Source organism: Thermobacillus sp. ZCTH02-B1 (genome assembly GCF_002159085.1).
GTDB lineage: Bacteria > Bacillota > Bacilli > Paenibacillales > Paenibacillaceae > Thermobacillus.
The window spans coordinates 84,876-107,134 of sequence record NZ_LZRU01000035.1 but is presented as its reverse complement, the minus strand read 5'-3'; the positions used below and the strand labels follow the sequence as shown (position 1 = coordinate 107,134).

The following is a 22,259-nucleotide window of genomic DNA, read 5'->3' as shown; positions in this document are numbered from 1 at the left end:
CGGCGGGCGGTATCACCGCACCAGGTCGCGCCGCAGCGCGACGAGCTCCCGGAGCTCTTCCGTCGAGAGCTCCGTGATCCAGTTCTCGGAGCCGGCCATCACCGTCTCGCTCAGCAGCCGCTTGCTTTCCAGCATTTCGTCGATCCGCTCCTCCAGCGTGCCGAGCGCGATGAACTTGTAGACGTACACGTTCCGCTTCTGCCCGATCCGGTAGGCCCGGTCGGTCGCCTGGTTCTCGACGGCCGGGTTCCACCAGCGGTCGTAGTGGAAGACGTGGCTGGCGGCCGTCAGGTTGAGGCCGACGCCCCCGGCCTTCAGCGACAGGACGAACACGTGCGGCCGGCTGCCGGCGGACGGGCCGCCGGACTGGAACCGTTCGATCATCCGCTCGCGCGCCGCCCTGGGCGTGCCGCCGTGCAGATAGAGCACCGGCTCGTCCAGCGTCTCCTGCAGCACCGCCTGGATCAGCCCGCCCATGCCGACATACTGGGTGAAAATGAGGCACCGCTCCCCCGCTTCCCGGAGCTCCTTCACCATCTCCACGAGCCGCTCCAGCTTCGCCGACCGGGAGATGAGCGACGCCGCGTCGACGGCGGGGCCGCCCGGGTCCCGCGGCGGCGCTTCGCCGTCCGGTCCGGCATACGGCTGCGCGGCGGGCAGCGGCTCCTTCGTCACGAGCGCCGGATGCGCGCACAGCTGCTTCAGCCGCGTGATCGCCGCCAGGACGGCGCCCTTCCGCTCGATTCCGGATAGTCTGTCCGACCGCTCGAGCAGTTCGCGCACCGTCCGCTCGTACCAGGCGGCCTGCTCGGCGGTCAGGTGCACGAAGGTCTTCATCTCGTTCTTCTCCGGCAGGTCGAGCTGCACGGCGGGATCCTGTTTCCTGCGCCGGAGCAGGAACGGCTTCACGAGCTTCCGGAGCTCGGCGAGGCGCGCGTCGCCGCCTTCCTTCAGCGCGGCGCTTCCATACCGCTCTCCGAACGCGCGCTGGCTGCCGAGATATCCCGGATTGAGAAAATCGAAGATCGACCACAGCTCGGCGAGCCGGTTCTCGATCGGCGTGCCGGTGAGCGCGATCCGGTGGCGCGCCGGGAACGAGCGCACGGCGGCGGCCTGCTTCGTCGCGTGGTTCTTGATGTTCTGCGCCTCGTCGAGGCAGACCGCGTCCCACGGGACGGCGGCGATCGTCTTCCGGTCGAGGGCCGCCGTCGTGTAGGTGGTCAGGACGACGTCCGCCGATTCGGCCGCCTCGCGGAAGGCCGACCCCGCCGGCCGTCCGCTGCCGTAGTGCAGCAGCACGCGCAGCGAGGGCGCGAAGCGGGCAAGTTCCTTCTGCCAGTTGCCGATGACCGACGTCGGGCAGACGATGAGCGACGGCATCGGCCGGCCGGCGGCCCGCAGTTCGTCCCGCGCGTGCAGCAGATAGGCGATGAGCTGCACCGTCTTGCCGAGCCCCATGTCGTCCGCGAGGCAGGCGCCGAGGCCGAAGCGGCGCAAATGCACGAGCCATGAGAAGCCGGTCTGCTGGTACGGGCGCAGCGCCGTCTTGAGCCCTTCGGGCGCCGGGAGAAGCGGCTGCTCCTCCGGGCGGCTCAGATGCCCGAACAGCCGGAGCAGCCGGCCGCCCAGCTCCACCTCGAGCGCGATGCGGTCTTCCCCGCCTTCGGCGCCGGACTCCTCTTCGTCATGCTCCGGATCGACGGTCTTTCCGCCCAGCAGGTGCAGCTGCAGCACGTCGCGGAGCGGCAGGCCGCGGGACGGGTCGTACCGGGCCATCGCCCTGCGGATGCGGGCGAGCATCGCCGGATCGAGCGCGATCCACTGGCCGCGGACGTGGACGAGCCGCTTTCCCCGCTCCGCCAGTTCGAGAAATTCACGCTCGTCCAGCTCGGCGTTCCCGACGGCGATGCGCCAGTCGAAATCGACGAGCGACTGCAGCCCGAACATCGCCGGGCCGTCGCCGCCGTCCGACCGGACGCGGGCGCGCAGGCGGGGCTTCAGCCGGCGGACCTCCTCCCACCATGCGGGCAAAAGCACCAGCCATCCGGCCGCGGACAGGCGGGCGCTGTCCGCCGTGAGGAAGCGCCAGGCCGCCTCGTCGTCCAGCGCCGCGCCTTCGGGCGTCCACCCCTCGGCCGGCGCCACGTCCGGCAGGGCGGCCTCCAGCCGCGCGCGCCAACCGGCGGCCCGCTGCCTCGCGTCCTCCGCCCATTCGGCCGGCAGGTCGCCGGATACGGATCCGTCCGGACCGAGCCGCACGGGCACGATGACGCCCGGACGATCCTTGTCCTGGAGCACGAGCCGGAGCCGCCATCCGTCCCCTTCCGGCCCGGGCTCGAGGAGTTGCAGCGCCGGGCGGAACGGCGCCGTATCCCGCCGCCAGCCGATGTGGACGAGCCATTCGTCGTCGTCCATGTTCCGCGCGGCCTCGCCGGCGTCTTCGTCGAAGAGCCGCGGATATTCCCGGCGCAGGTCGGCCGACCGTTCCCCGGTGCCGTAATGGAGGTCGAACACGGCCGCCGTGAAGGCGGCGCGCAGCCGCCGGCCGAAATCGTCGTCGGCTTCGCCCGACGCCGTGAGCGCACCGATCCTCCGATCGATCTCCGGATCTTCCCATTGCCAATGCAACCGGCCGGCGATCATCGCTTCCCGGCTCGGCTTGAACCGCTTCTCCGCCGCGCAGGCCATGAGCGCGGGGGCGAGCCGCCGGATGAGCTCGGCCTCGCCTCCCCACTCCCAGTCCACATGCCCGAGCAGCTCCGGCTTTGCGAAGAACGGCAGGACGAACTCCGCCGGGAGCTCGACGATCTCGATGTTCCGCAGGCTGCGGATCTCCAGTTCCGCTCCGTAGAACGACGGTTCATGCCAGGCGAAGAGCAGCTGCTTCAGCCGCATGCCGGGCACAAATCCGCCGGCTTCATCCAGTCCGTAGAGCAAGGCGTCGCCTTCAGCCGTCAGGCTGAGCCGGACGACGATTTTGCGCAAATCCGTTCTCATCGCCAGGTTCCTCTCTGCCTTCCGCGGTTGCCGGGCGCGGCCGGCCGCGGCGGTCGCGTAAGTGGGATAACTTTCATTATAACACAGTCTTGCGGCGAACCCGCCCTTCCTTGTCAAACTAGACGCTTGCAGGATATCCTGTGCGTCCATCCGGCCGGATTTCGTCCATTGATCCGGTCGTGGGCCCGGAAAAACAACAAGGCCGACCGGACATTCCGGCCGACCTGTTCAAAACAGCCCCGATTTTATTTCATTGTTCCAGGTGTCTGCTTTGAGGGGAGTCCATCACGGAACCGCCGCGTGGCTTTTTGGTCCCGTTACGCCGGGAACTGGGTCACCTCATGCGGCTTTTGCTCTTTCTTTAGCGCGGTGATGTACAGCAGGATGGCCGTCACGAGGTGCAGCGCCCATCCGAGGAACGGAATCCAGGCCAGGCAGGACGTGATCAGGCCCACGACGGAACCATAGAACTTTTCCTTGTTGATGACGGACAGGATCAGGGTGACAAGATGCAGGATGAACATGATGCCCAGCGCCCAATAGAGCGTTCCTATCACGATGAGTCCGCCGAGCACCGGGATGGCCAGAATCGTCTCCAGAATGGCGGTGATCAGTTTCATGACTTTGGAACTCGACAAAGGTTCCATCCCCTTCCATCGTGTGATATGCCACATATTGTAACAAAATTCCCGAAAATTCTCCATAAAATTTCAAAAAATGACTCGCAAGCGGTTGTGCTTGAAGAAACTGTTGGCCGCGCCCGACCGGATGCGGGCCGTCCCGCCGCGAACGCGTTCCTTGTTCACCGGGCGCGCGCTGTTTTACAATGAAGCCGGATGGATAAAACAGGCTTGCGTATGGAAACGCGGCGACGGCGGATGATGGGCTGTCGTCCGGAACGGCATCAACCGCGAAAGGAACGGTGGCGCATGAAGAAAATCGGATTCATCGGTCTCGGCAACATGGGATTGCCGATGGCCGCCAACCTGGTCAAGGCCGGGTTCGAGGTGTACGGGCTCAACCGCAGCAAGGGCGCCGAGGAGAAATTCGCGCAGGCCGGCGGCAGGATCGGGCTGACACGGGCGCAGCTCGCGGCGGAGATGGACATGGTCATCACGTGCCTGCCGATGCCCGCGGACGTCGAAGAGGTGTACCTGTCGGAGGACGGCCTGATTCCGAACGGGCGTCCCGGCCTCCTGCTCGCCGACTGCAGCACGGTCGGCCCTGAACTGAGCCGCCGTCTGTACGAGGCGGCCGCCGCGCGCGGCATCGCGTTCCTCGACGCGCCGGTGAGCGGCGGAACGGTCGGCGCGGCCGAAGGCACGCTCAGCATCATGGTCGGCGGCGACCGCGGGGCGTTCGACCGGGCGATGCCCGCCTTCGAGGCGATGGGCAACATGATACGGCACGTCGGTCCGAGCGGAAGCGGTTCGGCCGTCAAGCTGATCAACCAGCTCATGGTCGGCATCCACACGCAGGCGGTCAGCGAGGCGCTTGCGCTGGGACGCCGGGCCGGAATCGACGAAGCGCTGCTCGTCGACATCCTGATGGCGAGCTTCGCGAGCAGCCGCATCCTCGGTCGCCATTACGAAGGTTTCATCGCGAAGGACTCGTACGAGCCCGGGTTCGCGATCCGGCTGCTCGGCAAGGATCTCGAACTTGCGGCGGAGATGGCGGAGCAATGCGGCGTCCGGCTGAAGGCGGGCGCGCGCGTGCGGGGGCTGCTCCGACGCGCGATCGCGTCGGGCTATGGCGACCGCGACATGGCGGCGATGTTCCGCTTCCAGACGGAAGAGGACGCCCGCGAGCGCGAGGCCGGGCCGATCCGGCACTACGCCGTCTTCCTGCCGATGAAGGACGCGGAGAAGAGCGAGCGCTGGCGTCCGGAGCACCTCAGGTTTCTGGACGAGCAGCGGGCGGCCGGCCGGCTGTTCGCCAACGGACGGTTCACCGACGGCGCCGGTGGCCTCGTCATCTACAGGGCGCGCTCGTACGAGGAAGTGGAAAGCTGGGTGAAGCAGGACCCGTACGTCGTGCACGGCGCACGCGGATACGAGATCCACGAATGGGATGTCGTGCCGGCGGAAGGGTGACGGTCCGCCCGCTTCCGCCCCTTTCCCCCGGCCTGCGCCGTCACGTGCGCAGCCCGCATACGCCGCACGCGGGAAGCCTCCGGCGGTCCGGACTCCGGACGCGCGGGAAGGCTTCCCTTTTTCATCGATCCGTTGGTTGGCGCGGGGAACATCGCCTACGGTCATCGGACGCGGAAGGAATCCTTCGTCTTCCCCGTGCTGGCGATCGTGACCTTCACATCGATGTCGCGCAGCGATGCTTCATCGAGCGGAAACCGTCCTCCGGCCGTAATCTTCCGGTACAGCTTCAAATCGTTCCGGTATACGGATTCGAGCAGGTTCAGCACATCCGCCTGCCGCCGGATTCCTTCCAGGTAGGTGTTCCGGACTTCGTTCCGAATCTTCTCCTCCGCCCGGCGGATGATCTCGTCGAGCGTCAGGCCGGCGCTGAGCTCGATGATGACCGCCCTGAGGGAGAGCCGCAGATCGAACCGGATGCGCCCGCCTTCGTCCCGCCAGGAGATGTCGGACTTCGGGTGACGGAAGACGAGCACGGCCTCCGTCCGGCCTTTCCGCTTCAGGTAGAGGTGGGCGCGCTCCGTCTTGGATTCAAGCCACCGCTTGCCGAGCAGCTGCTCATCGGTCATGACGGCGTGCCATTTGCCGTCCTTCAGGATGACCGCGTCGCGGATGGTGATGGCCGCATACCGCTTCTTCGTGTCCGCCCACCGGTTCCGTTCCAGGCTGATGAGCGGCAGAAGCGCCGTCCGGCCCTTCTCGTTCATGTCGGCGATGAGCTGGAACATCCGTCTGGGCCGGATGATCGAGCTCTGGCGGTAGGTGTCCACCGGGTCACCGAGCTGCGAATAGACCGGGGAAAATTCCAGAACCGGCGACGCCAGCAGCACGTCGCCGATCGGCTCGCGCGTGCCGAACAGCCAGTGGGTGTAGCGGAACTCCTGGTACCGGCCCAGGACGCCGATGCTTGTCTCGATGCCCTGCTTCAGCACCGATTCGCTCAGCACGACGCTGTTCAGATGTCCCCAGTAAAACCGCCTCTGGGATGTCAGGTACAGATCCTGGAGCGCCTCCTGGATCGATCCCCCGATACCCAGACCGACCCAGGAGCCGCCGGTTTCCTGCGGTTCCGGGCCGCCGCCTTCGTGCTTCCCCAGCGCGGAAAAGTCGATGATCTGCACATAGAGCCGGTACTTTCCGCCCGAGAAATCGACGCCGACGGCGTGGACGTAAAACATGTGCTCCAGTTCGCGGAGATCCCAGCAGCCGGCGAGCGTCAGGGCGAGCAGGCAGATCGGCAACGCCGCCAGCGCGGCCCGCGGCGGACGGAGCGTCCTCATCGCGCACCCCCTCCCCGGGACTTGCCCCCGGAGCGCGTCGGATCGCCGGGGTGGAGCGTCTCCGGCCGCCGCTGCGGACGACCGCCGGGAAGACGCAGGACGGTCCGGAGCGCTTCCAGCGCGTCCCCCGCATTGAACGGCGAGAGCGGCGTGAGATAGGGAATGCCGAACGACCGGGTGGAGGCGAACAGCACGATGATCGCGAACGCGGACAGAATGAAGCCGTACACGCCGAGCAGCGAGGAGACGACGAGCACGCCGATCCGGAGAAGGCCGATGGTGCCGGCCAGCGAACGGTTGGCGATCGCGAACGTGGCCACCGCCGTCGTCGCGATGACGACGAGCAGCGACGGGCTCGTCATGCCGGCCCGGATCGCGGCGTCGCCGATGATGAGCCCGCCCACCACCGTGAGCGTCTGACCGATCGCCCGCGGCAGCCGCACCCCGGCTTCACGGAACAGCTCGAAGGCGAGCAGCATCAGGAACGCTTCCACCGGGGCGGGTACCGGCACGCCCTTGCGCGCGACGGTGATCGTGGCGAGCAGGGTGAGCGGGATCTGGTCCGGATGATACGTCGTGACCGCGATGTAGAATCCCGGCAGGAAAAGGGAGACGACGAGCCCGAGAAAACGCAGCGTCCGACCCACCAGAATGTTCAGGAAATGGTTGTGCAGATCCTCCGGCGACGTGAGCAGGTAGAACAGGTTGGCCGGCGCGATCGACGCGGTCGGCACGCCGTCGATGAGGATCGCGAACCGGCCCCTGAGCAGCGCGGCCGCGACGTGGTCCGGCCGGCCCGAGTAATGGAAGATCGGCAGCAGCGACAGGCGCAAGCCGGTCAGCCGGTTCTCCAGCTGGTCGCTGCTCTGGACGGCGTCGATGTCGACATGCTTCAGCCGCTCCCGCACCGTCTCGATCATGTCCGGGCGGGCGATGTCCTTGATGTAGAGCAAGGCGGCCCGGACCATGCTCCGCTTGCCGATCGCGAAATGCTCGCAGGCCAGCGACACCGTGCGCAGCCTTTTCCGGACGAGCGCCACGTTGACGATCACATCTTCCACGAAGCCGTCGCGCGGTCCCCGGATCGACACTTCGGTCGGCGCTTCATCCGGCATGCGGCGGGGCGGATTCGCGAGATCGAGCACGAAGGCGTGCGCGCGGCCGGGCAGGAACAGGACCAGCCGGCCGTCCAGGATGTCGCCCGCCGCCTCGTCGAGCGTCTCGCGCCGGTCCAGCGCGGACAGCGGCCAGCCGTCCGCATCGGCGCCGACCGCGGCGTCACGCTCGTTCCCGGAGCCGAGCAGCCCGCGCAGCACCGCCTCGTTCAGCACCGGGGAATCGGCCATGCCCTGGCAATAGACGAGCAGCGCGTCCGACCGTCCCGGGGCGGCGATCCGGCGGTACACGATGTCGTCGCAACGGTCGAACAGCTCCCGGAGCCGCGCCTCGTTCTCCTCCGGCACCCGCGAGACGGGTACGGCCGGCCGGGTTTCGGTCTTCTGTCCGCCGCTCATGCCCGCCCGCCCGCCTTTTGCCGCTCCGTCAGGGCGAGGAAGAAAAGCAGCAGGCAGAACGACGCGATGAAGATCAGGCCGCCGGGAATGTAAAAGTTCGTCAAAATGTCATCGAACGCGGTGTCGCTGACGGGCAGCAGCCCGGTGACGGCGAGCAGCGCGGCGAACAGGGGCAGCGTGCCCGCCCTGGATTTCGGTCCGGCCAGGCCCAGCATGTCCAGCGCGATGTAGAAGCCGAGCGAAATGCGGATGAATGCGCCGCACAGCCACTGGTAGATGGACAGGAAATCCGTGTGCTCGAAGAAGTGGCCGAACGTCACCAGCCGCCACTGCTCATAGGATGGAAACCGCATGCGCGCGCTCTCCTCCGGTCCGAAAATGGCGATCGCGCCGAGCAGCGAGCTGAGGGTCAACTTGATCAGCATCACCCCGACCACAAGCAGCGGCAGACCGCGGGCCTTTGACTTCAGCCGGTGCTGGAAGAAAAGAAACCAGCAGACCTCCGACAGTCCGACGCCCGTGCACGCCATGCCCCGGACCATCGGCCAGTACCCGTCCTCGAACAGCGGAAAGAGGAGCCGGTAGTCCTTGTGCGGCAGGTTCGCCGACATGACGAACACTCCGAGGACGATGACGATGGGCAGCAGGATGCCGTTCGCGATCGCGATGGAGCGCAGCCCGGAGCCGGCCAGGGCGGCGATCACGATCGCGAACGCGGCGGTGATGACGATTTTCGGCGTTCCGGGCAGGTAGGAGACCTTCGCCCAGCCGGTGACATCCCGCAGCGTCAGCCAGCACAATGTCAGGAAATAGAGGGCCACCAGGCCGGTGACGAAGCGGGACAGGCCTGCCCCGAGGCGGCGCCGGAGCCAGTCGCCCAGCCGCTGCTGCCGGCTGCGCTTCATGATGAACAGGATGAGCGGAATCCAGACGGCGAGCTGCACGGCTCCGGCCAGAAGGACCGACAGCCAGGCGTCGCGTCCGGCCGCCCTGAGGAGCATCGGGATGATGATCACGTGGTTCAGGATGCCGCCCGAGGTGATGAGGATCATCGCGGCGCCGGGCACCGTGATGGTATCCGAATTCATGGCACGTCTCCTGCATTCGGTTCTTTTGTGTTATTGTGGTGTCACAGGAAGCGATTTATGCCGTTCATTTGCGGGAGGGACGCGTGTGACGATTCTGACGTTTCCGAAAGATTTCGTCTGGGGCGTGTCGACGTCCGCCTACCAGATTGAAGGTGCGCTGACCGAGGACGGCCGCGGCCCGTCGATCTGGGACACGCTGGCGGCCATTCCGGGGCGCATCCTGAACGGCGACGACGCCTCCGTCGCGTGCGACAGCTACCACCGTTACGAAGAGGACATCGCGCTGATGAAGGAGCTCGGCGTGAAGGCCTACCGTTTCTCGGTCTCGTGGCCGCGCATTTACCCGCGGGGCGACGGCGAGCTGAATCCGAAGGGCATCGAGCATTACAGGCGGTTCGTGACGAAGCTGCGCGAGGCCGGCATCACGCCGTTCTGCACGCTCTACCACTGGGAGCTGCCGCAGGCGCTGCAGGACCGCGGCGGCTGGGAAAACCGCGCGACGATCGACGCGTTCGTCCGGTTCGCCGAGACGATGTTCCGCGAGTTCGACGGGCTGATTGACTGCTACATGACGTTCAACGAGCCGTGGTGCATCGCGATCAACGGCCATCTGCTCGGCCGGCACGCGCCCGGCATCACGAGCTGGCAGTCGGCGATCCGCGTCGCCCACCATGTCCTCGTCGCCCACGGCAGGACGGTGCGCCGCTTCCGCGAGCTCGGCGTGCGCGGGCAGATCGGCTACGCGCCGGACATGTACTGGTACGAGCCGCTCACGCGCAAGCCGGAGGATGTCGACGCGGCGTACCGCGCGTTCCAGATTTACAACTGGTTCGTGGAGCCGGTGTTCACGGGCCGGTATCCCGAGAAGATGGCGGAATGGATCCGCACGAAGGGCGCCGAGCCGCCCGTCGAGCCGGGCGACATGGAGACGGTCCGGGAACCGATCGACTTCTTCGGCCTGAATTTCTACGGCGGCAACATCGTGCGGCACAAGCCCGGCAACAACTACCTCGACCTCGAGCACGTCGGACTCGGATACCCGCAGTCCGACAAGGGCTGGTTCATCTACCCGGAAGGTCTGTACAGGATCGCGTCGGCGCATGCAAATATCGGGACGCGATACACCGTAAGGGATAAAAGACCTTCGGCAAGTTCCGCCATATCCGGCGGACGGGCCGAAGGTCTTTGTCGCTTTAACAGACCAGCGCAACCGGGGAGGAATCATGCCGTCATGCTGGCGCTCGAGGCGATGGGTCTTGTGAAGACGTTTCGCGTCAAGCGGAAACCGGAGGGGCTCATGGGAAGTTTCCGCTCGCTGCTGAAACCGGAGTGGGGGGAGAAGACGGCGGTGGCCGGCATCGATCTCCGGGTGGAGGCGGGGGAGACGCTTGCCTTTCTCGGCCCGAACGGCGCGGGAAAATCGACGACGATCAAGATGCTGACCGGCATCCTGCACCCCACGTCCGGCCATGCCCGCGTGCTGGGGATGGTGCCGTGGCGGGAGCGCGCCGCACTGGCGTTCCGGATCGGAGCCGTCTTCGGGCAGAAGTCGCAGCTCTGGTACCATCTGCCGCCGGCGGACACGTTCGAGCTGCTCGGCCGGATGTACGAGCTCGGGCGGGAGGACTACAGGCGCCGCCGCGACGAACTGGTCGAACGGTTCGATCTGGGTCCGCACATGCAGACGCCCGTCCGCAAGCTGTCGCTCGGCGAGCGGATGCGCTGTGAAATCGCGGCGGCTTTCCTGCACCGGCCGGAGATGCTGTTCCTGGACGAGCCGACGATCGGACTCGATGTCGTCGTGAAGCGGCGCATCCGCGAGCTGATCGCGGAGCGGAACCGGGAGGAGGGAACGACCGTCTTCCTTACGTCCCATGACCCGTCCGACATCGAACAGCTCTGCCGCCGCGCGGTCGTGATCCACCACGGCGCCGTCATCTTCGACGCGCCGGTCGAACGCCTGAAGCGCGAGGTGCTGACGTACAAAACGGTGCGGCTGAAGCTCAGGGACGGCGAGCGGCTGCCGGAGACGCTGCCGGACGGGGTGAAGGCGGCGGAAGCGGGGCCTTCCGCGTGGCGGCTGTCCGTGGACACGGCCGCCGCCTCGATCGAGGAGGTGCTCGCCGCCTTCGTCGGACGGTGCGCGATCGAGGACATGACGGTCGAAGATCCGCCGATGGAGGACGTGATCCGGACGATCTACGAAGGCGGGAGCCGCTTGCGGCCCACGGAGGAGGGAACGGCTTCGTGATGCGTCCGCTTCGTCGTGCAGCTGGCCGCGGGGAGCGCGATCGCCTGGGCCTACATGGGGCCGCCGGCCTTCGGATGGGGCTGGGCCGGGTTTTGCGCGCTGCTGCCCGGCGCGTTCACGGTCGCGTTCCTGCTCAATCTGGCCGTCGCCCTGCTCGCCTTCTGGGTCGAGGAGACGCGCGGCATGGAATTCGTCCTGCAGAAGCTGAACTTCACGGCCGGCGGCATGCTGCTGCCGCTCGAGCTCATGCCGGACTGGCTGGAGCGGGTCTGCTCCTGGCTGCCGTTCCGGGCGGTGCTCTATTTTCCGGCGCGGACGGGCGTCGCATTCGACGGCGGGACGCTGGCCCGATTTCTGCTGGCGCAGTGGGGGTGGGCCGCCGCGCTGGCGCTGCTGTGCCTGTTCATGTACCGGAGAGGGGTGCGGAAGCTGAATGTCAACGGCGGTTAGTCCGACGGGCGGCCGGGGAGGATGGCTGCGCCGCGCGTCCGGCGTCGCGCGATATGTGCTGACGTGCTGGAAGCTGAATCTGGCCGCCACGATGGAGTATCGGGCCAGCTTCTTCATGCTGGCGGGCATGATGTTCGTGAACAACTGCATCTGGCTCGTGTTCTGGGCGATCTTCTTCCATCGCTTCCCGGCGGTGAACGGCTGGGAGCTCCGGGATGTCATGCTGCTGTGGGGGATCAGCGCGGGCGGGTTCGGCTGGGCGAACGTGCTGTTCGGCAATTTCACCCGCATCGCGCCGATCGTGGCCAATGGCGAACTCGACGTGTTCCTGACGCACCCGAAGCCGCTCCTGATCAATGTGCTGGTCAGCCGCATGTCGCTGACGGCGATGGGCGACTTCCTGTTCGGTCTGGCGATCTATGCGCTGGTCGGCGAGCATACCTGGACCGGCGCCGCGAAATATGCGCTGGGCCTGCTGATCAGCGGCCTGCTGTTCCTGTTCGTGACGCTCGCCGCCGGCACGCTGGCGTTCTTCTTCGGCAACGCGGAGGGGATGGCGTCGCAGCTCTTCAACGCGCTGGTCTCGCTCAGCACGTATCCGGCGGACATTTTCAAGGGGACGGCGCGGATCGTGCTGTTCACGGTGCTGCCGGCCGGGTTCATCAGCTACGCGCCGATCGGGCTGCTCAGGCGGTTCGACGCGGTGTTCGTCTGGTTCGCCGCCGCCGCGGTTGCCGCGTTCGGCCTGTTGGCCGTGGTCCTGTTCCACGTCGGGCTCAGGCGGTATACGTCGGGCAACCGGATCGCGATGCGCGGGTGATCGGGCAGGCGGGCGGAGCGGCGGCGCGGGCCGGGCGGCCGCGATGCCGGCACGGGTCATGGGACAATGTGGCATCCGGGCGCGTCAATCTGGCACAAAAAAGCGGTTGAAATATGGGTCCGCTGCCTGTATAATGGGCCTGAAAAGCTTTTCAAAAACCCGTTATTCGGGCAGCTTGGCCCGACAACGCGGGGTGCACGGCAAACAGCATGAAACCGACGATTCGCGATGTTGCCAAACTGGCCGGCGTGTCGATCAGCACCGTCTCGCGGGTCATGAACGCGCCCGAGACGGTCGTTCCGGAGAAGCGGAAGCGCGTGCTGGAGGCGATCGAGCAGCTCCAGTACCAGCCCAACGCTTTCGCGCGCGGCCTGATTTACAAGAAATCCGAAATCTTCGGCGTCATGATCCCGGACATCGAGAACCCGTACTATGCGGGTCTGCTCCGCGGCATCCAGGATGCGGCCGTGCAGCTCAACCACAGCGTCATCATCTGCAACACGGACCGCGACAGGGACCGGATGATCGCCTACGCGCGGAACCTGTTCGAGAAGCAGGCGGACGGGATCATTTACGCAAGCGACGTGCTGTTCAGCGAATTCCATGACGAGATGAAGCGCAGCCGTCTGCCGTTCGTGCTCGTTTCGACCGAAGCGCGGGATTACGACGTGCCGTCCGTGGACATCGACAACGAGCAGGCGGCCTACGAAGCGGTCCGGCATCTGATCGGGCTCGGCCACCGGGAGATCGGCATGATCAGCTTCCCGGTCGGCGACACGATCTCCGGCGCTCCCCGTCTGGCGGGTTACCTGAGGGCCGTCCGGGAAGCCGGACTCGGCCATTGCGAAGCCAACGTCGAGTTCGCGGCGTACCGCTTTGAAGACGCTTACAAGGCCGCGGAGCGGCTGTTCGCCAAGGAGCCCCGGCTGACGGCGGTGTTCGCGGCGTCCGACGAATTCGCGATGGGCACGATCATGTACGCGCGGGACCGCGGCCGCACCGTACCGGACGACCTGTCGGTCGTCGGCTTCGACGATATCCGGATGGCGCACATGTTCATTCCGAGGCTGACCACCATCGAGCAGCCCGTCTACCAGATGGGCGTGCGGGCGGTGCAGAAGCTGCACGAATTGGTGACGAACGGGCGGGTGTCCGAACTGCGCGAGCGGCTGCCCCACCGGTTGATCGTCCGGGAATCGACCGCGAGACCTCCGGGCTGACATCCGGCTGCGGCGGCCGGCGAATCCCGCAGGGCCGGGAAGGGATGCCGGTGTTTCTGAAAAGCTTTTCGGACCGCGGAATCCGTTCGTCCGGCGGAGCGGAGCCTCGGCGGTCGATCCGGCCCCTCCGCGCCATGTTCCGCTCGCGTTTGAAAAGCTTTTCGTCCCCCGCATGGCGGCCTCCGCCGGTCGACCGCTTCATATTCGGCGGCGGTGTCGCATAGGTTTGAAAAGGTTTTCGAATCGGGATTTCCGGCGGATCGGGCGCGCGTTCCCGGCATCGCATGCCGCGGGACGTCGGGCGGCTTTCGCCGTTATCCACGGATCGGCGCGGCCGGTCCGGGCATACTACACAAAAACGGGAAGGAAAGGTGAGGTCACATGCAAACCATCATGAAGAGGAGAGGCTTTTCGCTTCTCGCCTTCTTCATGGCCGTCGTTCTGGTGCTGACCGCCTGCGGAGGCGGCAAGAGCGACAACCGGAACGCGGGGAACGCCGACAGCGGCGCAAATGCAGGCAATTCCGGGGGCAATTCCGATGCAGGTGCGCCGACGGGGTCGTACCTGCAGCAGGCGTACGACGGCGCCTTCAAGGGCAAGGTCGTCACGATGTACGGTCCGTTCGTCGACGCGGACGAAATGAAGTTCAACGAGAGCATCAAGGAATTTGAAGAGAAGACGGGCATCGACATCCAGTATGAAGGTTCCAAGGAATTCGAAGCGACGATCTCCGTTCGCGTGAACGGCGGCAACGCACCGGACATTGCGGACTTCCCGCAGCCCGGACTGCTGAAGAACTTCGTCAAGGAAGGCAAGGTCATCGACGTCCGCACGTTCCTGGGCGAGGACTACCTGAAGCAGCAATACGCCCAAAGCTGGCTCGACATGGCGACGATGCCGGGCCCGAACGGTGAAGACGTGATGGCCGGCATCTGGGCGCGCAGCAGCGTGAAGAGCCTCGTCTGGTACAACAAGAAGGAATTCGAGGCGGCCGGCTACAAGATCCCGACGACCTGGGACGAGCTGCTCGCGCTGACCGAGCAGATCGCGGCCGACGGCGATCCGGCGTGGGCGATCGGCATCGAGAGCGGCGCCGCGACGGGTTGGCCGGCGACCGACTGGATCGAGGACATCATGCTGCGCACGACGTCGCCGGAGAACTATGACAAATGGGTAAACGGCGAGCTGCCGTTCACCGATCCGATCGTGCGCAACGCGTTCGAGAAGATGGCGGAAATCTGGTTCAACGAAGACTACGTCTACGGCGGCCGGAAATCGATCGTGCAAACGCCGTTCGGCGACGCGGTCAAGCTGCTGTTTGACAATCCGCCGAAGGCATGGCTGCACCGCCAGGCCGGCTTCATCACGAGCTTCTTCCCCGAAGGCCTGACGGAAGAAGACTTCGACTGGTTCCCGTTCCCGTCGATCGATCCGCAATACGGCACGCCGGCGCTCATCTCGGGCGACATCTACGCCATGTTCAACGACCGTCCGGAAGTGCGCGCGGTCATGGAATTCTTTACGACGGCGGAATCGCTCAAGACGTGGATCCAGTCCGGCGGCGTGACGCCTCCGATGAACGGCGCGGATCCGTCCTGGTACGCGAACGAGGCCGAACGCAAGATGGCGGATTTCCTGCAATCGGCTTCGACGATCCGGTTCGACGGTTCCGACCTGATGCCGGGTTCCGTCGGCGCGGGCACGTTCTGGAAGGGCGTCACCGACTACGTCAGCGGCACGGCCACGCTGGATCAGGCGCTTGAGACGATCCAGTCCGGCTGGAATCAATAACGCATTTGGCGCACCGATGACGGAGCCGCGCTGGTCTTTCAGCGGAAAGGCCGGCGCGGCTTCCGCCGCTCAATCGTGAAAGGGGGAAAGGCCGCCATGGCACCGGCGACGGCAACGGCAAAGGCGTCGAGCGTGGGGCGGATTGTCTGGCTCCTCTTCATCTCGATCATGGTTCCCGCCGTCAATGTCGGCGTGCACGGTCTCATTTTCTGGTTTTTCCGCGACTCTCCGCTTCATCCGATCGCGAACGCGCTGCTGGCCGTCGCGTGGGGTGCAGCGGGCGTCTACAGCATCTTTTGGTCGCTCAACTGGGTCGTCGAACAATATCCGGACGTCTGGAAAAGAAGGATTCTGCCCTTCATCTACGTCGGGCCGGCGGTTCTGCTGCTCGGCTGGCTGCTCGTGATCCCGACCGTCCGCACGCTGTACCTCAGCTTCTTCGACGCGTCGAGCCAAACGTTCGTCGGCCTGGCCAACTACGCCGCCGTCTTCACCGACCGGCTGCTGGCGACGGCGCTGCGCAACAATTTGCTCTGGGTGTTCTTCGGCACGACGCTGTGCGTCTGCCTCGGCCTGCTCATCGCGATACTGGCGGACCGGAGCAGCTTCGAACGGCTCGCGAAGACGATCGTCTTCATGCCGATGGCCATCTCGTACGTCGCCGCGGGCGTCATCTGGAAGTTCGTCTATTACTACACGCCCGAAGAGCGGCAAATCGGGCTTTTGAACGCGATCGTGAAGGCGTTCGGCGGCGAACCGCAGGCGTGGCTGACGATGGTACAGCCGTGGAACAACCTGTTCCTGATCGTCATCCTCGTCTGGATGCAGACGGGATTCGCGATGGTGTTCTTCTCCGCGGCGATCAAGAACGTGCCCGACGACATTCTGGAAGCGGCGCGCGTGGACGGCGCGGGTGAATTGCGCATTTTCTTCCGGATCATCATCCCGTACATTTCCGGCACGATCCTGTCGGTGACGACGACGATCATCGTCTTCACGCTGAAGATCTTTGACGTCGTCATGGTCATGACGGGCGGCCAGTACGGCACCGAAGTGGTGGCGACGCAGTTCTATCGGCAGCTCTTCATGTATCAGAACGCGGGCTACGGCTCGACGCTCGCGATCGTGCTGCTCATCGCCGTCACGCCGGTCATCTGGTTCAATCTGCGGCAGTTCCGCCGGGAGGGGGGCTTCTGATGCGGCGGTCAAGGGTGCGTCGGAAAGGCAACCGGCTGGTCAATATCGTGCTGGCCGTCATCTGCGTCATCTGGCTCATACCGACGATCGGGCTGCTCATCTCGTCGTTCCGGCCCGCGGCGGATATTCTGTCGACGGGATGGTGGACGATTTTCCCCCACCGGGACTGGCAGACCGTCGAACGGATCGAGCTGCCGCGCGAGACCGACCTGCGCCAGCCGATCGAGGTGCTCGGCGCGACGTACACCGACGAGGAGCTGCGCGCCGGCGTAACCGTCGACGGCCGTCGTCTGATCTGGGAGAACCGGCGGGCGCGGATCGTCAGCGTGCAGGAGAAGCGGTGGACCACGACGCTGCGGTTCACGCTGCAGAACTACGAGACGGTGCTCGGCGGCAAACAGTACAAGATTGCGCTTCCGGACGGCAGCACGAAGACGGAGCAGGGCAGCGGCATGGGACGGTCCTTCTGGAATACGGTCGCGGTCGCCGTGCCGTCGACGATCATCCCGGTGTTCATCGCGTCGTTCGCGGCTTACGCGTTCGCGTGGCTCCGGTTCCCGGGGCGCAGGGTCATGTTCGTCATCATCGTCGCGCTGCTCGTCGTGCCGCTGCAGGTGGCGCTGATCCCGATCCTGCGCGACTACACGGTGCTCGGCCTGAACGGCACCTACTTCGGCATCTGGCTGGCCCACTCGGCGTTCGGCCTGCCGCTCATCACCTACTTCATGTACAACGCCGTTCGGCAGATTCCGCGTGACCTGTTCGAGTCGGCCTTCATGGACGGCGCGTCCAACTTCACGACCTTCAGCCGGCTCGTGCTTCCGCTCACCGTGCCGTCGCTGGCGTCCATCTGCATCTTCCAGTTCCTGTGGGTCTGGAACGACTATCTGGTGGCGCTCATCTTCCTCGGCAGCCTGCCCGACGTGCAGGTGCTGTCGATGAACATCGCCGGCCTCGCCGGATCGCGCGGCAACGACTGGCATCTGCTCACCGCGGCGGCCTTCGTGTCGATGCTGATGCCGCTCGCCGTATTCTTCACGTTGCAGCGCTACTTCGTACGCGGTCTGATGGGAGGATCGGTGAAAGGATGATACAGAGAGAGATCATGACGGGAGAGGAAACCATACTGGGCAGACCGGCCTGGTGGAAGGAATCCGTCGTCTACCAGGTCTATTGGCGAAGCTTCTTCGATACGAACGGCGACGGCATCGGGGACCTGAGGGGCGTCATCGAGAAGCTCGACTACATCCGCTCGCTCGGCGTCGACTTCATCTGGCTCAACCCGTTCAACGCGTCGCCGGGCGTGGACAACGGCTACGACATCTCCGATTATTACGCGATCGCGCCGGAGGCGGGCACGATGGCGGATTTCGAGGAGCTGGTCGCGGAGGCGCACCGGCGGGGTCTGAAGATCATGATGGACATCGTGCTGAACCACACGTCGGACCGCCACCCCTGGTTCCTCGAGTCGCGGTCTTCCAGGGACAATCCGAAGCGCGACTGGTACATCTGGCGCGATCCGGCGCCGGACGGCGGGCCGCCGACGAACTGGCGGTCGTATTTCCATCCGAGCTGCTGGCGGTTCGACGAGGCGACCGGCCAGTATTACATGCATTCGTTCGCGATCGGCCAGCCGGATCTCAACTGGGCGAACCCCGAGGTGCGGCGGGAGATGTACCGGATGCTCCGCTTCTGGCTGGACAAGGGCGTGGACGGCCTCCGGCTCGACGCGCTGGCGCTTCTGGCCAAGCCGAAGACGTTCACGGACGCGGCCGATCCGTACGACATCCGTTATCTCACGCACAACCCCGGGTTGCATGATTACCTGCAGGAAATGAACCGCGAGGTGTTCCGCCACTACGACATCATGACGGTGGGCGAGGTCGCCTTCGCAACGCCGGAGAAGGGGCTGCTGTTTGTCGACGAGGAGCGGAAGGAGCTGCATTCGCTGTTCCATTTCGAAGTCGCGGACGAGATGCCGTCCTGGGACATGGTCCGGTTCAAGCGGATCCAGCGCCGCTGGGCGGAAGCGCTGAGCGGCCGGGGCGTCATGGGGCAGTTCCTGAACAACCACGACCACACGCGGCAGGTATCGCGCTACGGGAACGACCGGGAATTCCGCGTGCAGTCGGCCAAGCTGCTTGCCACGATGGTGCATACGCTGCCGGGCATTCCCTATGTCTACCAGGGCGAGGAAATCGGGATGACCGGCGTCCGGTTCGATTCGATCGACGACTACCGGGACGTCATGATGAAGAGCCGCTACGAGGAGCTGGTCGCCGCCGGCCGCGATCCGGCCGATGCGCTGCGCGAGCTGGCGCCGCTCAGCCGCGACAATTCGCGCACGCCGATGCAATGGAGCGCCGGGCCGAACGCGGGCTTCACGACCGGCACGCCCTGGATCCGGCCGAATCCGAACCATGCCGTGATCAACGTGGAGGCGGCGGAGGCCGATCCGGATTCGGTGCTGCACTATTACCGGAAGCTGATCGCCCTGCGGAAGGAGCATCCGGTCATGGTGTACGGCGACTTCGAGGACATCAGCGGGGACGATCCGCACGTGTACGCCTACGTGCGGAAGCTGGGGGACACGGTGTGGCTGGTCGTGCTCAACCACAGCGACCAATCCGGCTCGTTCACGCTGCCGGCCCCGTACGCCGGGCGGACGATGAAGCCGGTGCTCGGCAATTACGCCGACGCGGGCGAGGTAACCCATGCGCATACGATCAGGCTCAGGCCGCATGAAGCGCTGATCTTGCACTGCGTCGGGTAACGGTTGGCACGGGAGGCGAAGAAGGGCAAGCAAGCCCTTCTTCGCCTTTTTCATTTTTCCGGATCGGGGCGGGCCATGCGGGCGGGAGGCGTCCAAGTCCGGCTTGATGCGGCGGCAGCCGGCTTCCTGTGCCGGAAGCCGGGATGGCGCGAGCCGAGCCCGATGCGCGGGCATGCCCCGGGACGGCGCGTCCCGGGCGGGCATGGGCGGAGCGCGGACCCGATGCACCCGTCCCGCTGTGCTATAATGGGAACAAACCGTCCCGGCCCTCCCCCCGAACCGGAGACCGGACGGGCCGGACCGCGGCAACGATTTCGACCTGCGGCCGGGAGAACGGCGGACAATGCGCATCACGCATGCGGACGGCAGCCGGCGGATCCCGCCGGGCTCATGGTCAGCGTCGTGAACCGTTAACGCGATGAATCATCAATCGGGTGAACCATTCGTCGGTGCGAGAGGGAGCCGGGCGCGGGAGGCGTCCGGCTTCCGGATTTGCGGAAGGCGGGCAAATGCCGGTTCGCGGGGGAAGGAACCGGTGTGCTGCAGAAACGAAAGATCCGGGGGAGTGCGGAGTGGAGAGACAGGCGTACGGAGAGGAGCGAACGTATCGGAACGTACTCGTGACTTTGGCCGCAGGCGCGGCGGGCGGAGGGCTGTTCGCGGCGGCGGGCCTGCCGCTGCCGTGGATTCTCGGCGCCGCGTTCGGCGTGATGGCGCTCAACGCGGTGCGACCCGGCGTCGCTTCGTGGCCGCGGCTGATCGGCGACGCCGGGATCGTGGTCGTCGCCTATGTGCTCGGCTGCGCCATGACGGTGGATGCGGCGCTGACGATTGCCCGCGAGCTGCCGCTCATGGTGCTGGCCGCCGCGCTGTGGACGGCCGTCTGCACGGCGTTCGGCCTGCTGCTGGTGAGGCTGACCGGCCTGAGCGTCCAGGACGGCGTGCTCGGCAGCATGCCGGGCGGGCTGACGCAGATGGTGCTGCTCGCGGACGAGACGCCCGGCGCGGATCCGGGCAACGTGGCGATCCTGCAGACGGCGCGGCTCATCGTCGTGCTGTACACGGTGCCGTTCCTGGCGGCGTGGTTCGCCGGCGATGCGGGGGCGGCTGCGGGCGGTTCCGGCCCCGCGGCGGCCGGGATGCCGACGGCCGCTTCCGGCGTCCTGGCCGGCCTGCCGGATGGGGCCGGCTTCGCGGGGCTGGCGCTCGTGCCGCCGGCCGCCTGGATCGGCCGGCGGCTCCGCATGCCGGCGGGCGAATTCCTCGGGCCGGTACTCGTCGTCGGAGCGTCGGCGGCCGCCGGATTTCCGTGGCCGGCCGTCCCGGCGCCGTTTGTCTCGGCCGCCCAGCTCGCCATCGGCATCTTCATCGGCTGCCGGGTTCAGCCGCGGATTCTGATTGCGAACCGGCGGTTCGGCCCGCTGTCGCTGCTCTTCGCCTGCCTGCTGATCGCCCTGACGGCGCTGGCCGCCTGGGGTTCTTCGACCGCCGCCGGGGAATCGATCGTGACCTGGTTCCTCGCGCTTGCGCCCGGCGGCCTCGGCGAGATGGCCGTGACCGCGATCGTGCTCGGAGCGGACGAGGCGCAGGTCACCGCCTATCAGATCTTCCGGCTGCTGTTCGTGCTGATTGCCGCGCCGCCGCTGATCCGGCTGGTATTCAGATGGCGGCGGGGCGTCGCGACCCCGGGCCGGATCAGGAAGGCGCCCTGAAACCGGCGGCGTGAAGGGGGGATGGACGGCAGGCGTCCAGGAAGCGGTTGAACGAAGGGGATAAAACCGGCAGGCGGCGGATCAAAGGACCGCCGCCTGCCGGACCTTCAAGGGATGGCTTTCAGATACGTCTCGATCAGATGAAGGGCGTTGTCGATCCGCTCCGAGTCCCGCCGGATGCCGACGATGAACCGTTCCTTGTAGACCGGCAGTTCCCCGATCAGCGGACTGGACGTCAGATCGATGCCGTAGACGTGCTCGCCGTACTCTTCGCCGCCCGACGCTTTGGGCGCGGCATCCTCCGGAAGCAGCGATGCAAATCGTCCGGCCACATACGCGTCCAGCTCGAGCAGGATGCCGGACTGGGCGAGCCACGGATACGTCTGGGAGTCCAGGATGTAAATATCCGGTTTCTCGGTCGCGAGAAGGGCCGTCGCCTTCTGGAGCATGGCGAAGTCCAGCTCGCTGCGCGGTTCCAGGGAGAACGAGAGCAGTTCCAATTCCACGCGCTGCCAGTCGGGGAAATGGCCGAGCATCGCGGTTTCGATCGCATCCGTCTCCATGTCCAAATCTTCCGTATAGAACTGTCCAAGCATCATGCCGTAGATGTCCATCGGCGGCAGCGCGGCGAGACGGGCCTGTTCTTCCCGGTGCTCGATGTAGCTGTGGATGCCGTAGATGATGAGGGCGACGATCAGGAGCGCGCCGAGCGTGTGCCATTTGTAGTAGGTGATGAAGTGGTCGATTTTCTCGGCCAGGCCGGCGTACCGTTTGTATTTGCCGTATTGCTGCTCGTTCAGCTCCGAGACGGCCTGCTTCTCTTCCTGCTCGAGGATGAACCGGTAGGCGCGCGTAATCTCCGCGAACTCGGGGCTTTCGCGATCGTCGCCCGTCTCCCTGCGCCGTCGGCGTTCCTGGCGCAGGTACATGTCATAGCGCTTCTCCACCATTTCGCGGGATGCGTTCTCGGGAAGTCCGAGCCGTTCGTATGCGGTCTTCAGATCCATCCGTCGGTC

The 22,259-nt window shown here is 65.9% G+C and carries 16 protein-coding genes; 10 read left to right on the top strand and 6 right to left on the bottom strand.

What is annotated here, in order from left to right:
• Positions 1-12 precede the first annotated feature (12 nt).
• Positions 13-2,997, bottom strand: coding sequence for a DEAD/DEAH box helicase (locus A9Z00_RS13980; protein ID WP_296978705.1), 2,985 nt, complete (start codon positions 2,995-2,997; stop codon positions 13-15).
• Positions 2,998-3,314: 317 nt separating this feature from the next.
• Positions 3,315-3,635 carry a hypothetical protein gene (locus tag A9Z00_RS13975; protein ID WP_296978702.1) on the bottom strand — a complete coding sequence of 107 codons (321 nt, stop codon included), beginning with the start codon at positions 3,633-3,635 and terminating at the stop codon, positions 3,315-3,317.
• A gap of 198 nt (positions 3,636-3,833) precedes the next feature.
• On the opposite strand from A9Z00_RS13975, the gene A9Z00_RS13970 reads away from it, so the two are divergent.
• Complete coding sequence (locus tag A9Z00_RS13970) at positions 3,834-5,090, top strand: NAD(P)-binding domain-containing protein (protein ID WP_367189616.1); 1,257 nt, start codon at positions 3,834-3,836, stop codon at positions 5,088-5,090.
• 161 nt (positions 5,091-5,251) lie between these two features.
• Here the strand turns inward: A9Z00_RS13970 and A9Z00_RS13965 are convergent, their stop codons facing one another.
• The 3 genes from A9Z00_RS13965 to A9Z00_RS13955 are packed head-to-tail and all read right to left on the bottom strand — an operon-like array spanning position 5,252 to position 9,029.
• Positions 5,252-6,427 carry a Ger(x)C family spore germination protein gene (locus tag A9Z00_RS13965; protein WP_296978696.1) on the bottom strand — a complete coding sequence of 392 codons (1,176 nt, stop codon included), beginning with the start codon at positions 6,425-6,427 and terminating at the stop codon, positions 5,252-5,254.
• Complete coding sequence (locus A9Z00_RS13960) at positions 6,424-7,941, bottom strand: spore germination protein (protein ID WP_296978693.1); 1,518 nt, start codon at positions 7,939-7,941, stop codon at positions 6,424-6,426. Before A9Z00_RS13960 ends, A9Z00_RS13965 begins: the two co-directional genes overlap by 4 nt.
• Entirely contained in the window at positions 7,938-9,029 is a 1,092-nt protein-coding gene (locus A9Z00_RS13955) for a GerAB/ArcD/ProY family transporter (protein WP_296978690.1), read from the bottom strand. Before A9Z00_RS13955 ends, A9Z00_RS13960 begins: the two co-directional genes overlap by 4 nt.
• Before the next feature lie 85 nt (positions 9,030-9,114).
• Here A9Z00_RS13955 and A9Z00_RS13950 point away from each other — a divergent pair, with 85 nt between their 5' ends.
• The 9 genes from A9Z00_RS13950 (at position 9,115) to A9Z00_RS13910 (ending at position 21,243) form a co-directional block, all read left to right on the top strand.
• Positions 9,115-11,280, top strand: coding sequence for a family 1 glycosylhydrolase (locus A9Z00_RS13950; RefSeq protein ID WP_296978688.1), 2,166 nt, complete (start codon positions 9,115-9,117; stop codon positions 11,278-11,280).
• Between the two features lie 15 nt (positions 11,281-11,295).
• Positions 11,296-11,730, top strand: coding sequence for an ABC-2 family transporter protein (locus A9Z00_RS13945; protein ID WP_296978686.1), 435 nt, complete (start codon positions 11,296-11,298; stop codon positions 11,728-11,730).
• Entirely contained in the window at positions 11,714-12,550 is an 837-nt protein-coding gene (locus A9Z00_RS13940; protein ID WP_296978683.1) for an ABC transporter permease, read from the top strand. The genes A9Z00_RS13945 and A9Z00_RS13940 overlap by 17 nt, the downstream gene beginning before the upstream one ends.
• Positions 12,551-12,759: 209 nt before the next feature.
• Entirely contained in the window at positions 12,760-13,770 is a 1,011-nt protein-coding gene (locus tag A9Z00_RS13935) for a LacI family DNA-binding transcriptional regulator (RefSeq protein WP_296978681.1), read from the top strand.
• Positions 13,771-14,151: 381 nt separating this feature from the next.
• Positions 14,152-15,561: an ABC transporter substrate-binding protein gene (locus A9Z00_RS13930; RefSeq protein WP_296978679.1), complete on the top strand. Its 1,410-nt coding sequence runs from the start codon at positions 14,152-14,154 to the stop codon at positions 15,559-15,561.
• Between the two features lie 96 nt (positions 15,562-15,657).
• Positions 15,658-16,758, top strand: a complete 1,101-nt coding sequence (locus A9Z00_RS13925) for a carbohydrate ABC transporter permease (protein ID WP_296978677.1) — start codon at positions 15,658-15,660, stop codon at positions 16,756-16,758.
• Positions 16,758-17,849 carry a carbohydrate ABC transporter permease gene (locus tag A9Z00_RS13920; RefSeq protein WP_296978674.1) on the top strand — a complete coding sequence of 364 codons (1,092 nt, stop codon included), beginning with the start codon at positions 16,758-16,760 and terminating at the stop codon, positions 17,847-17,849. Before A9Z00_RS13925 ends, A9Z00_RS13920 begins: the two co-directional genes overlap by 1 nt.
• A complete protein-coding gene (locus tag A9Z00_RS13915; RefSeq protein ID WP_296978671.1) occupies positions 17,846-19,531 on the top strand; it encodes a glycoside hydrolase family 13 protein in 1,686 nt (561 codons plus the stop codon). The genes A9Z00_RS13920 and A9Z00_RS13915 overlap by 4 nt, the downstream gene beginning before the upstream one ends.
• A gap of 572 nt (positions 19,532-20,103) precedes the next feature.
• Entirely contained in the window at positions 20,104-21,243 is a 1,140-nt protein-coding gene (locus tag A9Z00_RS13910) for an AbrB family transcriptional regulator (protein WP_296978669.1), read from the top strand.
• Positions 21,244-21,350: 107 nt separating this feature from the next.
• Here the strand turns inward: A9Z00_RS13910 and A9Z00_RS13905 are convergent, their stop codons facing one another.
• Positions 21,351-22,250, bottom strand: a complete 900-nt coding sequence (locus A9Z00_RS13905) for a J domain-containing protein (RefSeq protein ID WP_296978666.1) — start codon at positions 22,248-22,250, stop codon at positions 21,351-21,353.
• Between the last annotated feature and the right edge of the window lie 9 nt (positions 22,251-22,259).

Bases quoted from the DNA above. Each gene is read 5' to 3' on its own strand.
- A9Z00_RS13980 (WP_296978705.1), bottom strand. From the start codon at position 2,997: ATGAGAACGGATTTGCGCAAAATCGTCGTCCGGCTCAGCCTGACGGCT.
- A9Z00_RS13970 (WP_367189616.1), top strand. From the start codon at position 3,834: ATGGATAAAACAGGCTTGCGTATGGAAACGCGGCGACGGCGGATGATG.
- A9Z00_RS13965 (WP_296978696.1), bottom strand. From the start codon at position 6,427: ATGAGGACGCTCCGTCCGCCGCGGGCCGCGCTGGCGGCGTTGCCGATC.
- A9Z00_RS13960 (WP_296978693.1), bottom strand. From the start codon at position 7,941: ATGAGCGGCGGACAGAAGACCGAAACCCGGCCGGCCGTACCCGTCTCG.
- A9Z00_RS13955 (WP_296978690.1), bottom strand. From the start codon at position 9,029: ATGAATTCGGATACCATCACGGTGCCCGGCGCCGCGATGATCCTCATC.
- A9Z00_RS13940 (WP_296978683.1), top strand. From the start codon at position 11,714: ATGTCAACGGCGGTTAGTCCGACGGGCGGCCGGGGAGGATGGCTGCGC.
- A9Z00_RS13935 (WP_296978681.1), top strand. From the start codon at position 12,760: ATGAAACCGACGATTCGCGATGTTGCCAAACTGGCCGGCGTGTCGATC.
- A9Z00_RS13930 (WP_296978679.1), top strand. From the start codon at position 14,152: ATGCAAACCATCATGAAGAGGAGAGGCTTTTCGCTTCTCGCCTTCTTC.
- A9Z00_RS13925 (WP_296978677.1), top strand. From the start codon at position 15,658: ATGGCACCGGCGACGGCAACGGCAAAGGCGTCGAGCGTGGGGCGGATT.
- A9Z00_RS13920 (WP_296978674.1), top strand. From the start codon at position 16,758: ATGCGGCGGTCAAGGGTGCGTCGGAAAGGCAACCGGCTGGTCAATATC.
- A9Z00_RS13915 (WP_296978671.1), top strand. From the start codon at position 17,846: ATGATACAGAGAGAGATCATGACGGGAGAGGAAACCATACTGGGCAGA.
- A9Z00_RS13905 (WP_296978666.1), bottom strand. From the start codon at position 22,250: ATGGATCTGAAGACCGCATACGAACGGCTCGGACTTCCCGAGAACGCA.